A 16,877-nucleotide genomic window follows, 5' to 3' on the forward strand; every position below is an offset into this window, starting at 1 on the left:
TGGATGCTGGACGAGGGGGTTCAAGTCCCCCCTCGGACACGTTATTTCCACACGAAGCGTGATTCTTATCCGCGTTTCGAGCGATCCCCGTCCCGTTGGGCGGGGATTTCTGCTGTCGTAGCGAGGAGGCTCCCCGCCGGGGTGAGCGGGTAGATCGCGGTCTCGGCTTCGATGGTCCAGGCGTGGTGGTCACCCACAATGATCATGTTGTTGGTGCGTATGTAGTTGGCGAGTTTTTCCGGGTCGGGGCTGCGCAGTGCGGGGTGGCGACGGTGTAGCCCTTTGTCGTGTCGGATGCGGTCGAGCAGGTGGTCTTCCCGGATGTAGAGGATCTTCGGTTGGGCGGAGGTCCTGGTGCGGGTGCTCGTGTGTCCGTGGCGGCATCGGTAGCCGGGTCGGCTGTGTATCCAGTGGGAGTCCATGATTCGGCCGCACACGCCGCAGCAGATCACTCCGGCCAACACGTAGCGGCGGAGGATGCCGTCGGCGGGGGTCGGTGCGGTGTGGATTGCCTGGACGGCGATGAAGTGTTCTTCGCTGACCAGCGGAGGGTGCGCGATCTCGCGGGAGATGACCCAGTCGGTGGAGGCGCTCCACCGTTGGATCTCGTGGTGTCGGTCGAAGGTTCCCTGTTCAGGGAGGGCATCACGGTCGGTGCGTTGACGGTTCCAGACCTGCCGCCCGGTGTAGCGGGGGTTGGCCAGGATCGCCGCGACGGTGGTGAGCATCCATTGGCGGCCGCTGCGGTGGGGGTTACGCGCTGGGTCGGCGCCGGACGGGCACGGGACGCCGTTGTCGTTGAGGGCGCGGGCGATGCTGGCCACGCTCCGGGCGGCGAGCCGCTGCTCGAAGATCCACCGGACGTGGGGTGCGGTGGCAGAGTCGGGCTCCAAGCGGTGCAGGCGCCGTCCCCAGGCGGCGTGGGCGCGGTTCGGATGAGGGCCGGCGTCGGCGAGCTGGTAGCCGTAGGGTGGCCGGCCGCCAAGGTGTCGGCCCTGCAACTCTGCCTGAGCGCGCATGGCCGCGGTCGTGCGATGCCGGGCTCGGGACACCTCCCGCTGGGAGTGCACACCCAGCAGGTCCAGCAGCGCGATCTGTCGCGGGTTGTTGAAGTCCACCGGCCCATAGGTTTCCGGCAGCCACAGCTGCACGCCGTGCCGAACGAGGGTAGGGGTCAACTGTTCAAGCTGTTGGCCGTGGAAGGCGCGTTCGTACTCCCCAACGACGACCGCGTCGAACCCGCGTGTCGAATCAGTCATGGCGTCGAGCAGCCGTGACGCCTGCGGCCGGTCCGGCCAGGGCACGCGGCGGGAGACGCCCTCGTCGAAGAACTCCAGCACGATCCGGCCATGACCGGCGACCAGGTCTTCGGCGTAGTTGCGCTGCCACCGGCACGACGACGCCCGATCCTGAAAGCCGACGGTGGACATCCGTCCATAGAACGCGAAGCGCAGCCCATCCGCAGCCGGAGTGAACCGTTGTGGCCGTAGCTTCCGCTGCCCGGCGGCCCAGGACGAAAGAGTGCTCCGTCCCCGTTCTGTCATTGTCCTCGTCGCCATAGGACCTCCACGATCGGGAGATGCTTGCGGGGAGGTATGAGTGTTGTTCGTGTAAGCCTGCGGCAGGCGGACAGGGTGTCCGGCTCGTGCGGATGGGCTTAGCCCTCCTACCCTCCCAGGTTGATCGTCGAGTGGTTCCATCCGTTGATGGCCGGGGATCCCGGCATCTGAGCAAGTCATCTACACGGGCTATGCTTCGGGCGGCGCTGGTTCGCCCGGTCACGAGGTGGTTGGGCGTCGTAAGAGGGAACCCGGTGGGAATCCGGGGCTGCCCCGCAGCGGTGAGTGGGAACGACCGCCGTCATGAGCACTGGGCCAGTGGCCTGGGAAGCGACGGCCAGTAGGGGACCGGCGCAGCCGGTCGGGCCCGCGAGTCCGAAGACCTGCCAGTGCTGCGCACACGACCGTGTGCGCTGCCGTCGGCCTCGCGGGTGGGCTGAGCGGGTGACGTGCCGTGTGCGATCTGCGCCGGTGTGTCCTCGTCAGTGTGTGTCCGTGTTCCGGTGGTGTGGTTTCCCGAGGGACGGACTACCGCTGTGCACGACACCGCCACGATCGCCGGCCGAGCGCCGTCGGCGTCGCACCTGACCCTGTCGCAGATCATGGACCAGCACCACACCAACCTGATGGGTACGGTCCACGGTGGCCGCATCCTCAACCTCATCGACTCGGTTGCCGGAGTGGTCGCCGCCCGGCACTCCGACGGGCCGGCGGTCACCGCCGCGATCGACGAGACGGCGTTCCTGCGCGCAGTGCGGGTCGGCGACGTCGTGCACGTCGACGCCCGGATCACCTGGGCCGGCCGCAGCTCGATGGAGGTGGCCGTCAAGGTGACCGCCGACCGGTGGGACCGGGCGGTGCCGCCTACTGACGTGGCCACCGCCCACCTGGTCATGGTCGCCATCGACGACGACGGACAGCCGCGTACGGTTCCGCCGCTGCTGCCGGAGACCGACGGGGACCGGCGTCGCTACCGGGAGGCCGAGATCCGCCGCGAGCATCGGCTGGCCCTGCGGCGGGCGCTGCTCGACGGCGCCGAGGAGGGCTGAATCGTGCCCGGACTCTCCGTTGCGACGCTGGCCGGCTACCTCGCCGCGATCGTCGTCCTCATGGTCACGCCCGGCCCGGACATGAGCCGGAGCAGGGTGGCGGCTCGGCGCGGGCCTTCCTGCGTGGACTAGTGACCAATCTCCTCAATCCCAAGATGATCCTGTTCAGCGTGGCGTTCCTGCCTCAGTTCGTCGACCCGGCACGGGGCAATGCCACCGCCCAACTGGTGCTTCTCGGTGCGGTCTTCGTCGTGGTGCAACTCGCCGTCGACATCGCTCTGGGCGATGGTGCCGGGCGACTCGGCGCTCGCATGACTGACGGTCGCTTCTCGCTGCGCCTCAACAGGATCTGCGCGGCGGCGTTCGTCGCGCTCGGGGTACGCCTCGCGCTCGGGTCGTAGCGAGGCCCGGTGACCGTCGCCGTGGTCCGGCTCGCGAAGTGGACGTGGCGTGGTCATGCCTGGTAGGCAGGCGGGCGTGCGCATCGTCTCCCTGCTGCCGGCGGCCACGGACATCGTGGCCATGCTCGGCCTGACCGGGCATCTGGTCGGCCGCACGCACGAGTGTGACTGGCCGCCGGGGAACCTGGCCGGTGTGCCGGTGGTGACGGGGACGTCTCTGCCCGAGGCGTTGACGAGTCGGGAGATCTCGGCGGCGATCGCCGGCGACCCGCACCGAGGGTCGTCGTTGTACCAGCTCGATGTCACGATGCTGGAGGACGTGAAGCCGGATCTTATTCTGACCCAGGACCTGTGCGACGTGTGCGCGGTCTCCTATGCGCGGGTCAACGACGCGGTGCGGCTTATCGATCTCGATACCAGGGTGGTGTCCCTGGAGGCGAGGACGATCAACGGGATCCTGGACACGGTCGACGCCGTGGCCTCGTTGACCGACACCGGGGGCAGGGCGGCGCAGATCCGGGCGGACGCCGAGCGTCGACTCGCCGCGCTGCCCGGCCCGTCGCCCGACGCGCCGACGGTGCTGTTCGTCGAGTGGCTCGACCCTCTGATGCCGGGCGGGCACTGGGTGCCCGAGCAGATCGCCTTCGCGGGCGGCCGGTCGTTGCTTCGCGGTCCGGGGGCGCACAGCACCCCACACCTGTGGTCGGTGGTCGCCGACCTGGCCCCGGACGTGGTGGTGTTCGGGCCGTGTGGCTTTACGCCCGAACGGACCATCGGCGAGCTGTCCGTGGCGGCCGGGCAACCCGGTTGGGCCGACCTGCCCGCGGTTCGTCAGGGGCAGGTGTGGGTGGTCGACGGACCCGCCTACTTCAACCGCCCCGGTCCCAGGGTCGTCGACGGCGCGGAGATCCTCGCCGCCATCCTCGCCGACCGCCCGGATGCCCGCGCTCGGCGGGTTTCCGTCGACGCGGGTTGACCCGCCTGGCCGACACGGGCATCGGATGCGCGTTGTCGCACGCCGCGGTGGGGCGGCGTGCCGCCGCCCCACCGCGCGCTCAGGTAAGAGTGCTGCGGATCTCGGCGGCGCCGCTGACCAGACGGGTCAGGGCCTGTTCGACCTCCGGGTAGCCGCGGGTCTTCAGGCCGCAGTCGGGGTTGACCCAGAGCCGGTCGGCGGGCACCGCGGCGACGGCGCGGCGTAGCGCGTCGGTGACCTCCGCCTGTTCCGGTACGCGGGGGGAGTGGATGTCGTACACGCCGGGGCCAACTCCCCGGTGGTAGCCGGTGGTGCGCAGATCGTCGAGGATCTCCATCTTCGACCGGGACGCCTCGATGCTGGTGACGTCGGCGTCGAGGGCGTCGATCGCGGGCAGGACCTCGCCGAACTCGGAGTAGCACAGGTGGGTGTGGATCTGGGTGGCGTCGGCGACCCCGCTGGTGGCGAGCCGGAACGCCCGGACAGCCCAGTCCAGGTAGGCGCGCTGTTCGGCCCGGCGCAGCGGCAGTGTCTCCCGCAGCGCGGGTTCGTCGACCTGGATGATGCGGATGCCGGCGGCCTCCAGATCGCGGGCCTCGTCGCGTAGTGCGAGGGCGACCTGGTTGGCGGTGTCGGCGAGGGGTTGGTCGGTGCGGACGAACGACCAGGCCAGGATCGTCACCGGTCCGGTGAGCATGCCCTTGACCGGTCGGTTCGTCAGCGACTGCGCGTAGGTGGACCAGGCGACGGTCATCGGGCCGGTCCGGGTGACGTCGCCGTAGATGATCGGGGGGCGCACGCAGCGGGAGCCGTACGACTGCACCCAGCCGTTGACGGTGGCGGCGAACCCGTCGAGCTGTTCGCCGAAGTACTGCACCATGTCGTTGCGCTCCGGCTCGCCGTGCACCAGCACGTCCAGCCCGAGACGTTCCTGCACGGCGATGACGTGCGCGACCTCGGCGCGCATCCGCTCGGCGTAACCGGCGCCGTCGAGCCGCCCGGCCCGGTGCGCCGCCCGAGCCTGCCGCAGCTCAGAGGTCTGTGGGAACGACCCGATGGTGGTGGTGGGCATCGGCGGGAGGCCCAGTCGGGCCTGCTGCTTGGCGGCTCGCTCTTCGTAGGGTCCCCGGCGTACGTGTTCGGGCCGCAGCGCGTCCAGGCGGGCGCGGACCGCGTCGTTTCGCCAGGCTGCCGGTGCGGCGGGTGGGGGAGAGGGAAGCACGCCGACGCCGTCGCGCAGGGCGCGACCGAGAGCGACGACCTCGTCGACCTTCTGCCGGGCGAACGCCAGCCGGGCACGCAGGTCGACGTCGAGGTCGGGTTCGGCGGCCAGGTCCACCGGCACGTGCAGCAACGAGCACGACGTCGACACCGCGACGTGATCGGCCAGCCCGGTCAGCACCGCACCGGCCGCAGTGGCGGCGCGCAGGTCCGTACGCCAGATGTTGCGCCCGTCGACCAGCCCCGCGACGATCGTCTTGTTCCGCAGCGGCCCAGCGGCGGCGAGCCTTTTCAGGTTGCCCGGCCCGGCAACGAGGTCGATGCCCACCGCCTCGACCGGTGTGCCCAGCAACGCCGGCAGCGCGTCTCCGAGGTCACCGAAGTACGACGCGACGAACAACAGTGGCCGGTGTTCCACACCGCCGAGCCGGCGATACGCGGCGCGTAGCGCGGCGATCTCGTCCGAGGTTCGGTCGGCGGCGTACGCGGGCTCGTCGAGCTGGACCCAGGCGACCCCGGCGTCGGCCAGAGTGCCGAGGATGTCGGCGTAGACCGCGACGAGGTCATCGAGCCGGTCGAACGGTCGGAAGCCCTCCGGCGCGTCCTCGGTGGCCTTCGACAGCAGGAGGTAGGTCGCCGGTCCGACCAGCACCGGCCTGGTGGTGACGCCGAGCGCCTTTGCTTCGGCGTACTCCCGTACCGCCTTGTCGGGTCGAGCGGTGAACGGTGTGTCCGGGCCGACCTCCGGCACCAGGTAGTGGTAGTTGGTGTCGAACCACTTCGTCAGCTCCAGAGCCGGCTCGCGCTCGGTGCCGCGCGCCATGGCGAAGTAGGTGCCCAGGTCACCGAGGCCGAGGCGGCGGAACCGGTCGGGGATCGCGTCGACCAGGACCGTGGTGTCGAGTACCTGGTCGTAGAAGGAGAACGTGTTCGACGGGATCGCGTCCAGGCCGGCGTCGCGCAGTGCGCGCCACACGTCGGCGCGGAGGCCGGCGGCAGTCTCTTGAAGGGCGTTCGCGTCGATCCGGCCCGCCCAGTAGGACTCGACGGCGTGCTTGAGTTCCCGGTGCGGACCGATGCGGGGATAGCCGAGCACGGTGCTCAGCCCGAACGATGTGGTCACGAGACGGGTGTCCTTCCCTCGAGGTCGACCACCGACCACACGGGAAGAAACGGCAGGGCACCGGCCGACGACCGGGCCTCGCCCAGGCCCTCCCGAGAGGCCGGTGGCGGCGCACGCGGACGCGTACGCGGTGCGGGCAGGTCTTCGGACTCGCGGGCGCGACCGACATGACTCGGTCTCCTACTGGCCGTCGCTTCCCAGACGCTCACGCGTCCAGTGCGTATGACGGCTGTCGTTCCCACTCACCGCTGCGGGGCAGTCCCGGTCTCGCACCGGGTTCCCTCTTACGACGCCACACCATGACGGTGCGGCGAACCAGCACTGCCGACCATCGTACGGCCTGCGAGCTGATCCTCAGGGCCGCAGTCATCGGTAGGTTTCCCTGTCGTCCGCCCGCCACCGGGCCGGCCGGGAATCCGGGTGCCCGGACTCCCGGCCGAGGCCCGCTACGGCGGGGAGATGGACGGCGCCTGCCCGGAGCCGAAGCGCCATCCCTCGACAGTGCCCTGCGCGGGGTTGTAGCTGCTGGCCCCGAGGGTGCTGTAGGACCAGGTGCCGCCGGGTACGGCGTGCCAGTACGACCAGTACGCGCTGGCGGGCGGCGTGTTGACACACGGTTCGGCGGCGGGGAGGGGGTAACCGTTGATGCGGCAGACGAAAGCCAGCCCCCACCGTTGCGTACCGGTGACGGCGAAGCCGGCCCCCTGCAACGCGGCGAGGCCGGTCGGCGGGTCCCCGAGCCGGCAGCCGGTCTGCACCCCCAGGCCGAAGGCAGTGAGGTCGACCACCACAGTGACGCCCGCCCCCGGCGCACACGCTGCTGCGTGTGCGGCGCGGGGGATCGGATCGACCGCGACCAGGCCGGCGCCGGCGACAACGGCCGCGAAGAGTAGCGCGATCCGTCGGCGAGCCGTCACCCGCGGGGCGGTCACCACGGCGCACACGCCAGGACGGGCGCGGTCAGCTGGGCGCCGGCGGCCGACAGGGTCGCGTACCCGGTGCCCGCCATGCCGGGTACGGCCTGCGCGGTCGCCCGAACAGCGGTGCTCGCGTCGAACCCACCCGAGGTGTACGCGATGGCACCACGATTGGCGGATGCCCCCGTGCAGTTCACCTGCAGGCTGATCAGATGCTGGCGAGCGCGCAGCCACGGCAGCGATCGCCCGGCGGCGGACAGCGCCTGGGCGGCGAGTCCGGTGCTGTTCGCGTTGGGCACGCCGTTGGTGGAGAACGAGCCGTCGCTGTTCTGCACGGAAACAAGCCACTGCGCCGCCGAGGCCGCGACGAGTGGCCGGTCCGCCGCGAGCAGAGCCTGCACGGCCATCGCTGTCGCGTCGACGTCGCTGACGCAGGTCGCCTGCCCGAAGAGCAGCGGGAAACCGCCGTCGGCGCACCGGCTCGCGGCCAGGAACGTCACCGCCGCCGGTGGTGCGCCCCCGGCGCGGTCCAACGCCAGCACCGCGAAGGACTGGGTGAACGCGTTGCTGTAGTCGCCGAACGCCGAACGGTCGGAGTATCGACCCGACGGTGTCAGCAGGCCGTTGAGGCGGGCGAGCAGGTCGACTCCGCCGAACGCCGCCGGGTTGAGACCCCGGACCTGGGCGCCGAGGGCGAGTTTCGCTGTCGCGCCCGCGTACGCCTCGGTGCCGTCTCCGATGTAGCCGGTGAGTACGGCGGGTTGGGCGAGCCACGACACGGCGTTGGCCGCAGTCGTATCGGCTACCTTCGCCGCGGCGAAGGCGAACACCGCGTCGAGGGTGAGTCCTTGGTCGGGGTAGGCGACGCCGTCGAAGGTGACTTCGAAGCGTTCACCGTCTACTGCCTGGCGGGCGAGCCACCCGGCTGCGGCGTCGACCCTGTTGAGGGTGGGCGGTGATGCTGACGCGGCTGGCGGTGTGACAGTCAGAGTCAGCGTGAGGGCGGCGAGCGCGGCGGTCACGAGGACGCGGGCGCGGTGCCGGAGGGGGCGGTTGACCATGAAACGGCGCCTTTCCGGGCTCCGATGGTCCGAGACGACCCGACTCCGGTCGGGTGGCTCCGACCCGTGGGCCACGACGGGTTGGGGATGGTCCTGACGTGTGCGGACGGGTATTCGGGCTCGCGGCGTCACTACGTGTGTCGCCGCCTACCGTTGCGGGCCAGCGCCGGATTTTGACCGGACTTCCCCCATCAGCACACAGGTATCAAGTTGTGACGCACAGTGTCACCACTCGTGGTGCCACCGTCAATGTCTACGATCCGACGGTCGTCTCGATCCCAGCCGGTCGTCCGGCTGCCCGCCGTTGCCAGAAACGGTGCATGGTCGGCACGATGCTCGGGTCAAGTCGATGGACCGCAGCATGGTGAGCGTCCAGGTCCTCTCCACTCCGCACCGTCAGGCGGCGGTATGAGCACGGTCCGGCTCGTCAACGGCAGGGCTGTGCTCGCGGCCAGCGGCGAGCTGATGGCGATCTACGCGGCGGTCTTCTGTGTGCCGCCGTGGAACGAACCGCTCGAACGGGCCTGGGGCCTCGCGGATCGGCTCGCCGATTGGACCGAGAAACCCGGATTCGTTGGTGCGCTCGCTCACGCAGGCAACAGTGTGACCGGGTTCGCGTTGGGCTACACCACTGCGACCCCGTTCCCCCGCGACCGCTCCTACGGCCAGGTGCGCTCGGTTCTGGGTTCCAGTGCCATCGCCGGGTTGTCCGGCCGGTTCGAGGTGGGCGAGCTTGCTGTCGCGCCGAATGCCCGCCGCGGTGGTCTCGGTCGGCGACTACTCGACACTCTGGTCGGTGACCGCCCCGCATGGCTGCTCACCGTGCCGACGATCCCCGGTACGACGGCTTTCTACGATGCTGTCGGGTGGCAGAGGTTGGGGACTGGCAAGGGCATCACGATCTACACGAACGTGCCACTCGCACCGGCCGCCTGACGCCCGTCGCCGGGACCATGTAGCAGCGCGCCGCGCAGCACAGCGGACGGGTCGGGGCTGAGATCGAGCCGGTCGGGCGGGACGTCGGCGCGGACGAGGAGGTCCCCGACTGCCGCGATCATGGCGCCGTTGTCGGTGCAGAGCCCCGGTGAGGGAACCCGCGGGTGGATGCCGGCGTTGGCGCAGCGTTGTTCGGCGAGGGCGCGTACCCGGCTGTTGGCGGCGACGCCGCCGACGAGGAGCAAGGCGTCGACCTTGATGGTCGCGGCAGGCGGCGAGGGCCTTGCGGGTGAGGGTGTCGGCGACGGCCTCCTGGAACGAGCCGGCGACGTCGGCGACGGGTACCGGCCCGTCCTGGTGTTGTTCGACCCAGCGGGCGACGGCGGTCTTGAGTCCGGAGAACGAGAACCGGTGGGCGGGTCCTGCGGGCCGGTCATCGGGCGGGGAAATTTGATGGCGTTCGGATTGCCGTCGCGGGCGACCCGGTAGATGGCGGGCCCGCCGGAGTAGGGCAGGCCGAGCAGCCGTGCGACCTTGTCGAATGCCTCACCGGCGGCGTCGACGGTGTCGCCGAGGTGCACGACGGGTCGAGGCCGTCACCGGGATCGAGGCGTTCCGCTACTCGCCGACCAGCTCCGCGCGTCACGGGAGGAACTGGCTGGCGGATCGTCGCGCTGGTCACACGGGCCAAGGTGGCTGAGCGCCGGGCCGAGCAACTCAAACTCCAGCTCACCCGGGAACAGGCCCGCACCCTGGCCGGCAGGGCCGAGGATATCGCCGGAACCGTATACGCGACCAGCGCCGACCCCACCGATGCTGACCCCCGCCAACTCGCCGAGCTCATTCGGCGAGAGTTACCGCGGGAGCGTTCCGGGGTCGTGGTGGTCGCCGCCGGGTCGAACGGCACTACGCGACTGGTGGTGGGGTCAACGACGCGGCGGCCGATAGTGGCACGTCGGCCGTACACCTCGTCAAGACGGCCCTCGGCGGACGCGGCGGCGGCAACGCCAGCCTCGCGCAGGGCGGCCAGCCAGGCGTACGGCCGCACCAGGTCGTTGACGGTGTGCGGGAACTGCTGCGGTCTGCGGACTAAGCGATGCACCCCGGCCGGCACGTCTGCTCAGCACGAGGTGCATCGTCCATAGACGACCACGCCGCCGGAACGTCCTTCCAGATCGGCGGTGAAGCCGACCGCGTCTGCTGCCTGTACGGCGGTGAGTGCGGCATCGGGCGGGAGTTGGCGCACCCGTTCGCAGAGAGTGCAAACCGCGTGGTGATGCGGGTGGTCGGCGAACCCGTAGGTCATAGCGCCACCGACCGGCACCGTGTGCAGCTCACCCAGCTCGGTCAGGTGAATCAGGACGCGGTGCACCGTCGTCAGGTCGACCGGCAGGCCGTTGGCGCAGACCCGTTCGTGAACCTGGGCGGCACTCAGGTGCGGCTTGTCGGGCGGCGTGTTCACGAGGGCAGTGAGCACCGCCCGTCGTGCCAGCGTGAGACGCAGCCCTTGTTGGCGCAGCCGGCCTAGTGCCGGAGCGAGACGGTCCGAGGTTTCTGTGATCAATCCCGTCCCCCTAACGACAATCGGGCCCTTGTTGCAAGATAATGGCAACAGCAAAGTTGAGGCAGCACTGAGAGGGAGTATTCATGGCCGTGTACAAACTGCCGGACCTGCCCTACGACTACGGGGCACTCGAACCCGCCATGTCGGGCGAGATCCTGGAGCTGCACCACGACAAGCACCACGCCGCGTACGTCAAGGGCGCCAACGACGGCCTCGACCGGCTCGCCGAGGCCCGCGACAAGGGCGACTACGCGACGCTGGTCGGGTTGGAGAAGACGTTCGCGTTCAACCTGTCCGGGCACGTGCTGCACTCGATCTTCTGGAACAACCTGTCCCCGGACGGCGGCGACCGCCCCGACGGTGAGCTGGCGGCCGCGATCGACGAGCACTTCGGCTCCTTCGACGGCTTCGCCGGGCAGCTGTCGGCGGCGACGAAGGGTGTGCAGGGTTCCGGCTGGGGTGTCCTGGCGTGGGAGCCGCTGAGTCAGCGGCTGATCGTGGAGCAGGTCTACGACCACCACGGCAACGTCGGGCAGGGCTCCACCCCGGTCCTGGTGTTCGACGCCTGGGAGCACGCCTACTACCTGCAGTACCGCAACGTGCGCCCGGACTACGTGGACCGGCTGTGGAACCTGGTCAACTGGACCGACGTCACCGCCCGCTTCGACGCCGCCCGCGCCGCGACCCCGAAGATCTGACCCGGCGTGAGCGGGTACACCCCCGAGGCGGCCGAGATCGTCCAACGCGCCGCCGGGGTCATCGCGGCCAAACACCGCGGTGACCTCGCCGGTGCCGAGGAGTTGATGTCGGCGTTCAGCTCCGAGCAGGCCCGTACCCTCGGCTTCTACCTGTTGGCTGATCTCGCGCTGGGCCTGGTCAAGGCGCAGAGCGGTCAGTCGATGGACGACCTGGTCCGGGAGCTGTCCCTGTTGCTGGCCGACACCGCCCAGTCGCCACCAGCTTGACCGTCCGTGGGGCCCCGCAGATCTGCGGGGCCCCGCGGGGCCGCTGCAGCTTCCCCATCGCCCGTCGGGAGACGGCCCATGCGCAGAAAGATTGACCACCTGGTCATGACGATCGATGGCCGGGAGGTGGCTGTCCTTGCCGTCGCGGATTTCCACCGCCTTGATGCCTGCCGTCGGCAGCTCGGCGCGAGCGAAGCCCAGGCGCACCAGCTTCGCCAGCAACTGCACGATGCCCGGCATCGCCTCGCCCGCCTGGAGGGCCGCCTCGCCGGTACCGCCGAACACGAAGCACCAGCCCAAGACTCAGGGGTGCGTCCTCGCACTGCCGAGCCTGTCGACGATTCGTGCGGGTAGCCGGGCCGACGTTGACGTAACCAGCGGCCGGCTCGCCCGCTGCCGCTGGTCACGTCAAGGCGACGGGGTTGATCAGACGCCGTAGCGCAGGTAGATGGTGTCGCCGACGGTCACTGTCGTGCCGCGGGTCGTGGTGGTCGGGGTGCCGCCGTCCCGGGACACCTTCCAGGTGGAGGAGCCGCTGTTGGCCAGGCCGTTGATCGAGGTGATGGTGCCGGTGCCGCTGGTCGGGTTGACCGCCGTGACGCAGCCGCTCGGAACGGCCGCGCCGATGGCGGCGTCCAGCACGGCGCCGAGGGTGGTGGTGGCGGCGGTCGGCGTCAGCGTGACCGCGCACGGCGTGATGCTGCCGCTGCCGTTGTCGATGATCACGGCGAGCCGGGTGGCGGTGCCGGCGGTGAATCCGCTTGCCGCGACCCAGGTGGGAGCGCCGGCGGTGATCGGGGTCGGGGGAGCGGCGGTGTAGCCCGCGCCGGCCAGGGCACGTACCGCGTCGATGGAGGCGTACGCCGACGGGGTGGTGTTGGTGGGCAGGTACTTGAACCCGCCGCCGGTCAACTGCTGGGCCCGCAAGAAGTCGATCGGGGTCTTGCCGGCGGTGGTGGTGAAGTCGGTGCCCTGGCTCGGGATGCCGCAGGCGTTGAGCCCGGAGACGGCCCAGGCGTTGGAGTCGGTGTTGACGCCGAACATTGAGCTGAACGCGCCCGAGGCGTTGACCAGCTTGCCCTTGAGGAAGTTCTTCGCCTGGACGATGTCGGTGTCGGTGTTGGGGACGCCGGCGGCGCAGAGGGCGGCCATGGCCGCGCCGGTCATGTCGATGTCACTGGCGGTGGCGAGTTGGGTGGGGTTGCCCTCGGCCTGGGTGAAGGTCCAGCCGCCGTCGTTGTGCTGATTGTTGCGGATCCGGGTGATCGACAGGTTGAGCAGGGCCTGCGGTACGCGGGCGGCGCCGGACTGGCTCTTCGCACCGGCCAGGGCGAGAGTGCCGAAGACGGTGCCGTTGAAGTTGGCCGGCGGGCCGTAGTAACCGGCCGAGCCGGTCTGCCAGTAGGCGATGGTGTCGGCGATCAGGTTACGGGTGGAGGAGACCCGGGCGGGGTCGATGCCGGCGGCGTAGGCGTTCAGCACCCCACGCTCGTAGTCGGTGACCACCGGCGTGCTGCTCGGCCAGGACGCGGCCGAGAGCTGGTTGCGGTAGACGGTGCGGGCGTTCTTTGTCGTGTCGCCGGAGGGGTAGACGTCCACAGCCGCGACACCGGCCGGGGCGAACGCGCTGAACGCCCACTCGTTCGACAGTCCACCGCTGGCGTAGCTGCCGTCGGCGGCCTGGAGGGTGCGCAGGTAGGCGACGCCGTTGGTCTTGGCGGTGGCGATCTGCGCCGCCGTCGAGGTCGCGGCGGCCGGTGCGGCACCGGCCACGACCGCGAGGCCGGTGGCGATGAGCGCGACGGCGGGGGTGGTCGCGAGACGTCTCCGGCGACTGCCGGAGGAAAGGCGCGAGGACATCAGGTCTCCTTGGGGTACGGGGGCACGACTGCCTCGACCCGGAGCCCGACAACTGAGCCGGCGGAGCGGGGCGGGCCGGCCGCAGGACGCGTGGGACGGATACCGCAGGTGCTGCGTCACCACGCGGGTAGTCGGGCTCGGGACGGCCAACCGTCCTCACCGTTGCGCGTCAGCCCCGGATTCCCACCGGGTTCCCCCACGCGATGACGCGGTCACCGTATGGGAGGAAACCCTTACCGCGCGCTGTTAGGTACATGACACGTCCTCGCGTTGACGGGGTGGTCGCGGTTGTGGTCCGATGGCTGCGATCCAGCAGTCAGGGGAAGCCGGTCAAAGTCCGGCGCTGGCCCGCAGCCGTAGGTCCCAATCGGGACGAGTCGGATTACCTGGCTGGATAGTGCACCGCAGCGCCGTCGAGGTACACGGCGCGGAGCCAGGTTTCCGGGACTTGTCCTCGGGGTCCGCGTCCGCGCCTGCGCCGCTACCCCTGAGAGAGTCGCCATGTCCCCACTGGTCAGTCGAACGTCGCGGATGTCCGCGCCGTGGTTGGCGTTGGTCGCCACGGTGGCGCTTGGCGCGGTGGCGCTGGTGGTGCCGACCCGTGTGGCGCTCGCCGATCCGCTGGAATCCTGCACCTCGACCCAGGGCGCGATCGTGGCTGTCGACTTTGGCGCGTGGGGTGGGCCGCTGCTGCGGGGCTGCGATGCCACCCCGACCACGGGCCTGGACCTGCTGCACGAGGCGGGCTTCACCACGACCGGCACCGCCCACGACGGGCCCGGGTTCATCTGCCGGATCGGATCGCCCGATTTTGCGTCCGGTGCCGAACACCCGACACCGGCCGACGAGGCGTGCCAGTTGACGCCGCCTGCGTCGGCCTACTGGTCCTACTGGATCGCCCCCGCCGGGCAGGACCACTGGACCTACAGCCCACTCGGCGCGATGTCGCAGCGACCGGGCCCAGGTGAGGTCGAGGCCTGGGTGTTCGGCGGCACCGACATCGGTGGCTCCACCGGGGCGCCGAGCTTCACCCCGGCATCAGTGCGCGCGACCGGCTCGACTCCGACCCCGACCGCGACTCCAACTCCGACGCCGACCGGGACGCCCGCTCCCGTGCGGCCGACGGAGGCCCAGGTGAAGGCTGTCGCGGGTTACCTGGTGGGGCAGCTCACCGACGGCGATCACATCGACAACGGCGGGGTCGACTACTACCGGACGATCGCCGTCGCTACCGCCCTGGCCGGGACGGGCGGTCAGGACCGGACCCTCACGAAGATCGTCGACTACCTCCGGGCACACGTCGACGCCGCGATCTTCCCGAACGGCGACACCGCCGCACCGCACACCGCCAACGTCGCCAACCTCGCGCTCCTGGCCACGATCACCGGCGGCGACCCCCGCGCGTTCGGCGACCGGGACCTGATCGCCACGCTCACCGACCGGGTGTGCACCGCGACCGACGTCGATGCCGGCTGCGCCGCTGCCGGTGACTTCGCCGGATCGACCGGACCGCTGACCCACGCGACCGCGCTGCTCGCGGTCAAGCGGGCCGGCGTCACCCCGCCCGCCGCGACTGTCGCCCGACTGACCGAACAACAGTGCGCGACCGGGGCCTTCGGTGGCCTGTGGCTCGCCCCGGGCGAGTTCTGCGACCCGGACCTCGCCGCCACGACGCTCGCCGTCCTGGCGCTGCGCACGCTCGGCGGTCAGGACGGCGCTGTGGGTTCGGCCAAGGCGTTCCTGACCGGCGCACAGGAGCCCGACGGCGGTTACCAGCCGTACACCGGCGCGGGGGTCACCGACACCTACTCCACCGGGTACGCCGCGCAGGCCCTCGCCGTGCTGGGTGTCGCCGACCGGGCCGCCACCGCCACCGGCCTGTTGGTCGCTCGGATCGTCACCGGCGGTGGGCTCAACCCCGACTCAAGCAACCCAGACGCGGACCTGGCCGCCACGGCCGCCGCGGCGCTCGCGCTGGCCGGAAAGAACCTGGCAACCCTGGGTGAAACGCCGCCGCCGGCCGGGCCGCGACCCGACCTGGTCAAAGGCGTGTCCTACCTCGTCGCGCCGACCAATCTGATCGACGGCAGGTACTACGAGTCGTTCCCCGGCTTCCCGGACTTCGGATTGAGCATCGACGGTGCGTACGCCCTGGCTGCCACCGGCGGGGACGACGCCAGGCTGCGGGCGATCGTCGAGTTTTTGCGCGGCGGCGGCGCGGTCGGCGACAGTGGATTCACCGTCGACACGTGGCTCGGCATCGGCACCGACTACGCCGCTGGCGGCGCGATCGGCAAGGTCGCCCTCCTCGCCCAGGTCACCGGCTACGACCCACGGTCCTTCGGCGGCCACGACCTGATCGCCGCGCTCGCCGACGTGACCTGCACCAAGATCGACGAACCGGCTGGCTGCGCCGGACCCGGCAACTACCGGTACGCCACCTCGGTGTTCGGGCAGTCGCTCGGCATCATCGCCCAGCGCCGCGCCGGACAGGGCGAGGCCGCCGCCAAACCGATCGACTTCCTCAGGGGCCTCCAGCGCGCCGACGGGTCGTTCCCCAGCCTCATCCCGGCGGCCGACGGCGACAAGGACGTCGACAGCACCGCGATGGCCGCGATGGCTCTCGCGCCGCTGACCGACGACCCGGCCGCGGTCGACGCCGTCGACAAGGCGCTCACCTGGATCGCCTCGGAGCAGAAGGAGCATGGCGGGTTCCCCGGTGCGGCCGGCGACTCCACCAACTCCACGGCGCTCGCGGTCCAGGGCCTCACCCTGCGCGGCGACACCTACGCCCGACAGGTCGACAAGGCGCTGTCGTTCCTGGCCGGCCAGCAGAACGACGACGGTGGCTTCACCGTCGCCGCCGGAGGCCAGGCCGGCTCGGACGTGCGCGCGTCCACCCAGGTCGTCGGAGGCGCGACAGGCATCTCGTTCGCCGCCCTCAGCCGGGATGTGCACGAACTGCCGGGCCCGGACCCGTCCGGCACCCCGACGGCTACCCCGACCCCGACACCGACCGCGAGCCATTCGTCGTCCCCGTCGGCGGCCCCCAGTGTGTCTGCGCCGTCGGCCGGCAACGGTGGGCACTCGTCGGGCAACCTGCCCCGCACCGGCTGGTCGATTGTCACGATCACCCTGCTGGCGCTGGTGCTCGTCGTCGCGGGCATCCTGCTGCGGGTCTCCGCACGCCGTCGCGCGGTCTCCAGCACCGGCGGTCTGTCGTGACGGCGCGCAGGTGGGGCCGT

At 70.6% G+C, this 16,877-nt stretch carries 15 protein-coding genes, 1 pseudogene and 5 riboswitches; of the genes and pseudogenes, 9 read left to right on the top strand and 7 right to left on the bottom strand.

Annotation, left to right across the window (positions count from 1 at the left end):
- Nucleotides 1-65: 65 nt before the first annotated feature.
- On the bottom strand, nt 66-1,739 hold the full coding sequence (locus AB0K10_RS22380; protein ID WP_363686327.1) for a recombinase family protein: 1,674 nt from the start codon (nt 1,737-1,739) through the stop codon (nt 66-68).
- A 10-nt stretch (nt 1,740-1,749) separates the two neighbouring features.
- Nucleotides 1,750-1,965, top strand: a riboswitch (cobalamin riboswitch).
- Nucleotides 1,966-2,095: 130 nt separating this feature from the next.
- On the opposite strand from AB0K10_RS22380, the gene AB0K10_RS22385 reads away from it, so the two are divergent.
- The 4 genes from AB0K10_RS22385 to AB0K10_RS22400 all read left to right on the top strand — a co-directional run bounded on the left by AB0K10_RS22385 (nt 2,096) and on the right by AB0K10_RS22400 (nt 3,985).
- Nucleotides 2,096-2,608 (top strand): acyl-CoA thioesterase, encoded by a 513-nt coding sequence (locus AB0K10_RS22385; protein ID WP_088988982.1) that lies wholly within the window; start codon nt 2,096-2,098, stop codon nt 2,606-2,608.
- Nucleotides 2,609-2,611: 3 nt separating this feature from the next.
- The gene (locus AB0K10_RS22390; protein ID WP_363686329.1) at nt 2,612-2,740 is read left to right on the top strand and encodes a hypothetical protein; all 129 of its coding nucleotides are present in this window, start codon (nt 2,612-2,614) and stop codon (nt 2,738-2,740) included.
- 23 nt (nt 2,741-2,763) lie between these two features.
- Nucleotides 2,764-3,009, top strand: a complete 246-nt coding sequence (locus AB0K10_RS22395; RefSeq protein ID WP_363686331.1) for a LysE family transporter — start codon at nt 2,764-2,766, stop codon at nt 3,007-3,009.
- 76 nt (nt 3,010-3,085) lie between these two features.
- On the top strand, nt 3,086-3,985 hold the full coding sequence (locus tag AB0K10_RS22400; RefSeq protein WP_363686333.1) for an ABC transporter substrate-binding protein: 900 nt from the start codon (nt 3,086-3,088) through the stop codon (nt 3,983-3,985).
- Between the two features lie 79 nt (nt 3,986-4,064).
- Here the strand turns inward: AB0K10_RS22400 and metE are convergent, their stop codons facing one another.
- The 3 genes from metE to AB0K10_RS22415 form a co-directional block, all read right to left on the bottom strand.
- Nucleotides 4,065-6,329, bottom strand: coding sequence for a 5-methyltetrahydropteroyltriglutamate--homocysteine S-methyltransferase (metE, locus tag AB0K10_RS22405; protein WP_363686335.1), 2,265 nt, complete (start codon nt 6,327-6,329; stop codon nt 4,065-4,067).
- A 117-nt stretch (nt 6,330-6,446) separates the two neighbouring features.
- A riboswitch (cobalamin riboswitch) is annotated at nt 6,447-6,664 on the bottom strand.
- Between the two features lie 111 nt (nt 6,665-6,775).
- A complete protein-coding gene (locus AB0K10_RS22410) occupies nt 6,776-7,264 on the bottom strand; it encodes a hypothetical protein (protein WP_363686337.1) in 489 nt (162 codons plus the stop codon).
- Nucleotides 7,258-8,307: a prenyltransferase/squalene oxidase repeat-containing protein gene (locus tag AB0K10_RS22415; protein WP_363686339.1), complete on the bottom strand. Its 1,050-nt coding sequence runs from the start codon at nt 8,305-8,307 to the stop codon at nt 7,258-7,260. The genes AB0K10_RS22410 and AB0K10_RS22415 overlap by 7 nt, the downstream gene beginning before the upstream one ends.
- Nucleotides 8,308-8,394: 87 nt before the next feature.
- Nucleotides 8,395-8,543: riboswitch (cobalamin riboswitch) on the bottom strand.
- Nucleotides 8,544-8,715: 172 nt separating this feature from the next.
- Here AB0K10_RS22415 and AB0K10_RS22420 point away from each other — a divergent pair.
- Nucleotides 8,716-9,243: a GNAT family N-acetyltransferase gene (locus AB0K10_RS22420; protein ID WP_363686341.1), complete on the top strand. Its 528-nt coding sequence runs from the start codon at nt 8,716-8,718 to the stop codon at nt 9,241-9,243.
- Here the strand turns inward: AB0K10_RS22420 and AB0K10_RS22425 are convergent.
- A pseudogene (locus tag AB0K10_RS22425) lies at nt 9,210-9,818 on the bottom strand (tRNA (adenosine(37)-N6)-threonylcarbamoyltransferase complex transferase subunit TsaD); the annotation flags it as partial. The gene AB0K10_RS22420 and the pseudogene AB0K10_RS22425 overlap by 34 nt on opposite strands.
- 545 nt (nt 9,819-10,363) lie before the next feature.
- Nucleotides 10,364-10,861 (bottom strand): transcriptional repressor, encoded by a 498-nt coding sequence (locus tag AB0K10_RS22430; RefSeq protein ID WP_363686343.1) that lies wholly within the window; start codon nt 10,859-10,861, stop codon nt 10,364-10,366.
- A 29-nt stretch (nt 10,862-10,890) separates the two neighbouring features.
- Between AB0K10_RS22430 and AB0K10_RS22435 the strand changes: the two genes are divergently transcribed.
- The 3 genes from AB0K10_RS22435 (at nt 10,891) to AB0K10_RS22445 (ending at nt 12,126) form a co-directional block, all read left to right on the top strand.
- Nucleotides 10,891-11,505 carry a superoxide dismutase gene (locus AB0K10_RS22435; protein ID WP_363686345.1) on the top strand — a complete coding sequence of 205 codons (615 nt, stop codon included), beginning with the start codon at nt 10,891-10,893 and terminating at the stop codon, nt 11,503-11,505.
- 6 nt (nt 11,506-11,511) lie between these two features.
- Nucleotides 11,512-11,772 (top strand): superoxide dismutase, encoded by a 261-nt coding sequence (locus tag AB0K10_RS22440; RefSeq protein ID WP_357235507.1) that lies wholly within the window; start codon nt 11,512-11,514, stop codon nt 11,770-11,772.
- A 78-nt stretch (nt 11,773-11,850) separates the two neighbouring features.
- Nucleotides 11,851-12,126, top strand: coding sequence for a hypothetical protein (locus AB0K10_RS22445; protein WP_363686347.1), 276 nt, complete (start codon nt 11,851-11,853; stop codon nt 12,124-12,126).
- Nucleotides 12,127-12,198: 72 nt separating this feature from the next.
- Here the strand turns inward: AB0K10_RS22445 and AB0K10_RS22450 are convergent, their stop codons facing one another.
- Nucleotides 12,199-13,632: a hypothetical protein gene (locus AB0K10_RS22450; protein ID WP_363686349.1), complete on the bottom strand. Its 1,434-nt coding sequence runs from the start codon at nt 13,630-13,632 to the stop codon at nt 12,199-12,201.
- 104 nt (nt 13,633-13,736) lie between these two features.
- Nucleotides 13,737-13,859, bottom strand: a riboswitch (cobalamin riboswitch).
- 52 nt (nt 13,860-13,911) lie between these two features.
- Nucleotides 13,912-14,041: riboswitch (cobalamin riboswitch) on the top strand.
- A gap of 92 nt (nt 14,042-14,133) precedes the next feature.
- Here AB0K10_RS22450 and AB0K10_RS22455 point away from each other — a divergent pair.
- Nucleotides 14,134-16,857 carry a prenyltransferase/squalene oxidase repeat-containing protein gene (locus AB0K10_RS22455; protein ID WP_363686351.1) on the top strand — a complete coding sequence of 908 codons (2,724 nt, stop codon included), beginning with the start codon at nt 14,134-14,136 and terminating at the stop codon, nt 16,855-16,857.
- Nucleotides 16,858-16,877: the final 20 nt, after the last annotated feature.

The sequence above is a fragment of the Micromonospora sp. NPDC049274 genome, from assembly GCF_040678875.1.
In the GTDB taxonomy this organism is placed as follows: Bacteria; Actinomycetota; Actinomycetes; order Mycobacteriales; family Micromonosporaceae; genus Micromonospora.

Bases quoted from the DNA above. Each gene is read 5' to 3' on its own strand.
- AB0K10_RS22415 (WP_363686339.1), bottom strand. From the start codon at position 8,307: ATGGTCAACCGCCCCCTCCGGCACCGCGCCCGCGTCCTCGTGACCGCC.
- AB0K10_RS22455 (WP_363686351.1), top strand. From the start codon at position 14,134: ATGTCCCCACTGGTCAGTCGAACGTCGCGGATGTCCGCGCCGTGGTTG.
- AB0K10_RS22420 (WP_363686341.1), top strand. From the start codon at position 8,716: ATGAGCACGGTCCGGCTCGTCAACGGCAGGGCTGTGCTCGCGGCCAGC.
- AB0K10_RS22380 (WP_363686327.1), bottom strand. From the start codon at position 1,739: ATGACTTGCTCAGATGCCGGGATCCCCGGCCATCAACGGATGGAACCA.
- AB0K10_RS22445 (WP_363686347.1), top strand. From the start codon at position 11,851: ATGCGCAGAAAGATTGACCACCTGGTCATGACGATCGATGGCCGGGAG.
- AB0K10_RS22450 (WP_363686349.1), bottom strand. From the start codon at position 13,632: ATGTCCTCGCGCCTTTCCTCCGGCAGTCGCCGGAGACGTCTCGCGACC.
- AB0K10_RS22395 (WP_363686331.1), top strand. From the start codon at position 2,764: ATGATCCTGTTCAGCGTGGCGTTCCTGCCTCAGTTCGTCGACCCGGCA.
- AB0K10_RS22435 (WP_363686345.1), top strand. From the start codon at position 10,891: ATGGCCGTGTACAAACTGCCGGACCTGCCCTACGACTACGGGGCACTC.